A 5,685-nucleotide genomic window follows, 5' to 3' on the forward strand; every position below is an offset into this window, starting at 1 on the left:
CCCGGCGCCTGCGCCGCTCGACGGACCCGCAGCAGGCCGAGGAGCTGTTCGCCGCGCGGCGCGCGGCGCTGCCCGCCCTGGAACGCCTCGGCCGGGTCCTCATCGAGGACATCGTCGTGCCCCGCGGCGCCCTGGCCCGCGCCGCCGCCCGTGTCACCGAGATCGGCGCCGCCCACGGCGTCGAGATCTTCACGATGGCGCACGCCGCCGACGGCAACCTGCACCCGATCATCGTCGTCGACCCGGCCGAACCCGAAATCCCGCCGCGGGCCTGGGCCGCCGCCGAACAGATCTTCGCCCTCGCCCTCGACCTCGGCGGCACCGTCACCGGGGAACACGGCGTCGGCGTGCTCAAACAGCGCTGGCTCGCCGCCGAACTCGGCCCCCGAGCCCACGACCTGCAACGCCGGCTGCGCGCCGTGTTCGACCCCGCCGGCATCCTCAACCCCGGCCGCGCCCTGTAACCCGCGGCGCCCTGTAACCCGCGGCGCCCTATAACCCGCGGCGCCCTATAACCCGCGGCGGACATCGCGCGATCGCAGGACCGCGCGAGCACCGGTCGGCGACGATGGTGGCAGCGAGGCCATCCGCGGGTTGGATGCCGTCACCGGGCGAGGACTGAGGGCGAGGAGTTGAGCATCGACGGCGTCTTCCGCTCGCTGCGGGTCTACAACTTCCGGCTCTTCGCGGTCGGGCAGGTCCTCTCGGTCACCGGCACCTGGATGATGTTCACCGCGCAGGACTGGCTCGTGCTCTCCCTGAGCCACGACTCCGGCTCGGCCCTGGCGTTGGTGACCGCGCTGCAGTTCACCCCGATGATGCTGCTGACCCTCTACGGCGGGCGCCTCGCCGACCGGTACGACAAGCGGGCCCTGCTCACCGGCGCCAACCTCGCCGCCGGCGTGCTCTCCGCTGTGCTCGCCCTGCTCGTGCTCACCGGCGCCGTCCGCCTCTGGCAGGTCTGCCTGTTCGCGCTGGGCATCGGCCTGGTCAACGCCCTCGAGATGCCGACGAGGATGTCGTTCGTCAGCGAACTCGTCGGTCCCGAACTGCTGCCCAACGCCTCCGCGCTGTCCGCGGCCTACTTCAACGTCGCCCGTGTCGTCGGCCCCGCCGCCGCCGGCCCGCTCATCGCCGCCTTCGACACCGGACCGGCGATGGCCCTCAACGCCGGTAGCTACCTGGCCACCGTCGTCGGCCTGCGGCTCATGCGCCCGGCGGACATCGCGCGGGCGCGCCGTCGCGACCGGCCCGCGCGGGTCGTCGACGGCCTGCGCTACGTCCGCGGCCGCGCCGACCTCGTCGTCGTGTTCGGACTGGTCGCCGCCGTCGGCCTGTTCGGGATTAACTTCCAGCTCACCGTCCCGCTGCTGGCCCGGACCGTGTTCCACGCCGACGCGGCGACCTTCGGGCTGCTCACCACCGGTCTCGCCGTCGGATCGCTGGCCTCCGCGCTGCTCACCACCGGCCGGCGGGCCCGCCCGTCGGCGCGGATCGTGATCGTCTCCGCGTTGGCGTTCGGGCTGCTGGAGGCCGCCGCCGGCGGATCCCCGACCTATCCGGCGGCGATCGGCCTGCTCGCGCTCACCGGCTTCGCGTCGCTGTACTTCGCCCAGGCCGCGAACCACCGCATCCAACTCGGCAGCGACCCCGCCTACCGCGGCCGGGTCATGGCCCTCTACAGCCTGATCCTGCAGGGCACCACGCCGCTGGGAGCACTGTTCGTCGGCTGGCTCGCCGACGTCTCGGGCGCGCGGGCCGGACTGTACGCGGGCGGGCTGATCTCCGCCGCCGCGGCACTGGGGGCCTGGGCGGCGCACCGGTTCTGGGCCGCGTCGGCGGTCGACGCGGACGGCCCCGTGGTGGCGGCGACCACCCAGACGCCAGACCCGGCATCCCTGGAAGACCCGGCATCCCTGGGAGACCCGGCATCCCTGGGAGACCCGGCATCCCTGGGAGACCCGGCATCCCTGGGAGACCCGGTATCCCTGGGAGACCCGGTATCCCTGGGAGACCCGGTATCCCTGGGAGACCCGGTATCCCTGGGAGATCTCTCTCGCGGCGCCGGGCCGCACCCGGAAATCGCTTATCATGCGGGCAGGGAAATGCTCGCGAGCACACCGGAGAAGTCCACGGGAGCGTCGCCCACCAGCGGCGGCACCCCTGTCCAGGGATCGGAGCGCGGTGACACCTTCGTCCACTGAAGCCGGGCAGTGGCTGCGCGGTTTCCAGCCCGGCCCATCGACGGGACCGCGGCTGATCCTGCTTCCGCACGCGGGTGGTTCAGCGAGTTTCTTCGTGCCGTTGTCCCGGGCATTGTCCCAGGTCGCCGATGTGTATGCCGTGCAGTACCCGGGCCGCCAGGACCGGCGTCTCGAGCCCGCCTTCACCGAGCTCGCGCCGCTGGCCGACCGCCTCGCCGAGGTGCTGGCCGGCCTCGACGACCGCCCGCTGGCCGTGTTCGGGCACAGCATGGGCGCCATTCTCGGTTTCGAGGTGATCAGGCGGCTCGAGTCGGCCGGCGGCCCTGCGCCGTTCGTGCTGGTCGCCTCAGGCCGCCGTGCGCCGTCGGCATTTCGCGACGAGGCCTACCACCGGCTTTCCGACCCCGCGTTCGTCGCCGAGATGGGCACCCTCGGCGGCACCGATCCGCGGATTCTCGCCGAACCGGAACTCGTCGAGATGATTCTTCCGCCGACCCGCGCGGATTACCAGGCCATCGAAACGTACGCACCCGAACCCGACGCGGTGATCAGCGCGCCCGTCGTCGCGATGATCGGCGATTCCGACCCGCGTGTCACGACCGCCGAGGCCGAACTGTGGCGAAAGCACACCACCGCCTCGTTCGACCTCCGGCATTTCTCCGGCGCTCACTTCTACCTCCTCGACCAGCAGCCCGCCCTCGTCACCGCGCTGACCCAGGTCCTCACCGCCACCTCCGGCGCCCACACCACCACCTGACCAGGCCCCGGCCGCGCCGGAACGGACCCGCTGGGACGGCGGAAAATCAGTTGTTGCTGTGCCTGTCGATGTGGGCCGCCAGGATTCAGGCGTTGCTTTCGATGTTGCTGGCCTGCCGGAGGTCGACGGCCATCTATGTCAAGATGCAGCGGGTGACCTGGTGCATCGAGCCCACGTCTGCCGTGCGGCTGACCCGCCAGCTCAAGACCGTAAAATGAGCTGGAGGTCACGTCTCATTCGTTCATTCGTGCAGGTGTGCCTTGGGCTCAGGTTTTCGATGGATGATGATCTGAGAGAGGGTCGGTAAAGATCATGCTCGGTCGCACTCGCGGAGCGGCGTCGGGTCGACGTTGATCGGCGCTATCCAATGGGTGTGCAGAGGCGCCGGTATCGCCTGTTTCTTGCTCGCCCGCCCGGCGCTCTGGTGCAGGTGGAGCACGCTTTCCGGGGTTGTTCTCTGTGTCGAGGAGCGCCGCGGCTCCGCTGTCGTGGGGATCGTCGGAGTGCTGATCAATGTGTCCCGCGTCTCCGGTCGACCCGAACCTGTTGTGGTGGCGTGGGGGTCTGGGTGGGTCCGTCGGTCTATCCTCTGTCCTGTGCCGGTCGGCTGAGCCGAAAAATCAGGGGCAGGCGGTCCACGATCCGGCAGGCTCTTTCCATGTGAACGCGAGCACGGTTGCTGCGCTAACTGGGACGGTGGTAACAGCTCGAGGTGCGTCTGGAAGACGGGCTTCTCCGTCGCTGCGGATCTCCTGTGCGTTGTTGCGCGTCAGAGTTGCCAGCCGGATCGGGGAAGAGGGCATGAAAGAGTCGGGGAAAAGTTCTGGGAGCACGTCCGGGTCGGATGTTCACTACCATCACCTGGACGCGCTGCGCGGCATGTTCATGCTCATCGGTGTCTTCGTCCATGCGTCCACGCTGGGCCATGACACGTTCTTCCACGGCATCGCCTACGCCTCGAGCCTCTTCCGGATGGAAGGCTTCTTCCTGATCTCCGGATTTCTCTCGGTGATGCTGGTCCAGAAGTACGGGGCAGGGAAGGCCGTGCGCCGCCGGCTCGCCGCCGTCGGAACGCCGCTCGTGTGTACGTTCTTACTGCTCAACCCGGTCACGCTCTGGATGACCTACAACTTCCACAACAATCCGGACATCTCGTTCCTGGACTTCATTCGGGGAAGAACCATCCCGCATCCCGAGGGCGAACTGCACCCGATGCTGCACCTGTGGTTCCTCGGCGTTCTGCTCGTCTACGCGCTGTGCACGCCCGCGATTGTCACCCTGATGTCCCGGCTCGTCGCCACCTCGGCGTTCGCGCGCGCCACCGAGGGGCGTCTGCGGATGATGACCGCGATCATTTCCGGCGTTGTCGCGATCACCATCGTGCTCCACGGTGCCCGGCGCGCCGTCGTCGAACCAGTCCTGGGTGCCAGCACTGCCGGCGATCTGGTGAAGTTCACGCTGGAGTTCCTGCCGTTCTTCACCCTCGGTGTGCTTCTCTACCTGGACCGGAGCAGGCTTCTACCGCTCTACCAGCGGCCCGCGCCGGTGCTTCTCGCCGTCTCCGGCGCCGCGCTGCTCGCCGCGCACAAAGGCTGGGTGCCAGGGCTCGCGTCGGGAACCGGGCTGGTCCTGAGCGAGACCGTGGTCTCGATCGCGCTCACCGCGACCCTGTTCGCGATCGGCGCGAAGCTCGTACCCGGACCGCGAGCGAGCGTCCGCTACCTCGCCGACGCCTCCTACACGGTCTACCTCTTCCACTTTTTCTGGATCTACATCTTCGCGACCCTGCTGCGGCTGCACCCGACGCTGCACTGGCCGCAGATGCTCCTGGTCACGATGCTCACCATCGCGATGACGCTGGCCATCCACCACTTCCTGATCATGCGGTCGGCCTTCCTGCGCAAGATCTTCAATGGCAAGTTCCCGGCACGCGGTCGGAGTACCGCGCAGTCCGCCGGGCCGGTGGCAGAGCCGGCGCCGGTCCTCCCCGTCCTCCCCGTCCTCTTGGACGTGCCAGCCGTCGACGCGGAAATGACGCTACGGATGGCCAGGGACCGTCGCCAGGTGATGGCGGAAATCGAACACACGCAGCCGCTGCGCTGGGTCTGACCTGGGCAGGCCCGACCCACACCTGACGGGCCGGGCCACATCGGCGACGCTCCCGTGGGACGACGCGGCCTCCAGGCGCCGCGGCACACTGGGATCTTGGTGCGCCGCGGGTCCTATAGTTCTCGGGTGTGACGGCGGCACAGGCGCGGACACTGGCCGCGGTGCGGGCGGAGCTCGCCCGGTTGGTGCGCCACGATGACGCGTCGCTCGTGCACGACGTCTGGCTGCGGCAGCGTTACGACGGCGGATTCGCCGGATCCTACGCGTCGGCCCGCGCGGAGGCGGTCGTCACGGCCTGGCACGAGGCGGGGCACGCGGTGGCGGCGCTGGCCGTCGGGGCGCGGTTCAGCTCGGCGTCGATCCGGGCCGGTGGGCGTAGCTCCGGGCGGGTGCACACGATCACCGGGGGCGGTGCGGACGCGTTCGTGATCGCGGCCGGCGGCCAGGTCGCCGAGGGGCTTCGGGGCTGGACCCTGCCGTCGTCCGACACCGAGGTGCGCGCGTGGCTGGCCGCCTGGCGAGGCGAGGGTGGGGACGCGCAGCGGTTCCGGGCGGGGCTCGCCGGGACCCGGTTCGCCGGTGAGGAGATCGCGGCCTGGCGGCGCGGCGTGGAGG

6 protein-coding genes are annotated in these 5,685 nt (G+C 69.9%); all 6 read left to right on the plus strand.

Translation table 11 applies throughout. From position 1 onward, the window contains the following. On the plus strand, positions 1 to 464 hold a 464-nt coding region (locus MXD58_RS18460), incomplete at its 5' end, for an FAD-binding oxidoreductase (protein WP_284678546.1). Positions 465 to 632: 168 nt separating this feature from the next. Beyond that, positions 633 to 2,204 (plus strand): MFS transporter, encoded by a 1,572-nt coding sequence (locus tag MXD58_RS18465; protein WP_248837058.1) that lies wholly within the window; start codon positions 633 to 635, stop codon positions 2,202 to 2,204. Next, entirely contained in the window at positions 2,185 to 2,961 is a 777-nt protein-coding gene (locus tag MXD58_RS18470) for a thioesterase II family protein (protein WP_248837057.1), read from the plus strand. Before MXD58_RS18465 ends, MXD58_RS18470 begins: the two co-directional genes overlap by 20 nt. 50 nt (positions 2,962 to 3,011) lie before the next feature. Next, complete coding sequence (locus MXD58_RS18475; RefSeq protein ID WP_248837056.1) at positions 3,012 to 3,179, plus strand: hypothetical protein; 168 nt, start codon at positions 3,012 to 3,014, stop codon at positions 3,177 to 3,179. 583 nt (positions 3,180 to 3,762) lie between these two features. Next, complete coding sequence (mdoC, locus tag MXD58_RS18480; protein ID WP_248837055.1) at positions 3,763 to 5,070, plus strand: glucans biosynthesis protein MdoC; 1,308 nt, start codon at positions 3,763 to 3,765, stop codon at positions 5,068 to 5,070. Between the two features lie 128 nt (positions 5,071 to 5,198). Further along, positions 5,199 to 5,685: M50 family metallopeptidase (locus MXD58_RS18485; RefSeq protein ID WP_250609634.1), on the plus strand; the 487-nt coding region annotated here is incomplete at its 3' end.

It is taken from the genome of Frankia sp. AgKG'84/4 (assembly GCF_023242965.2).
Lineage (GTDB): Bacteria > Actinomycetota > Actinomycetes > Frankiales > Frankiaceae > Frankia.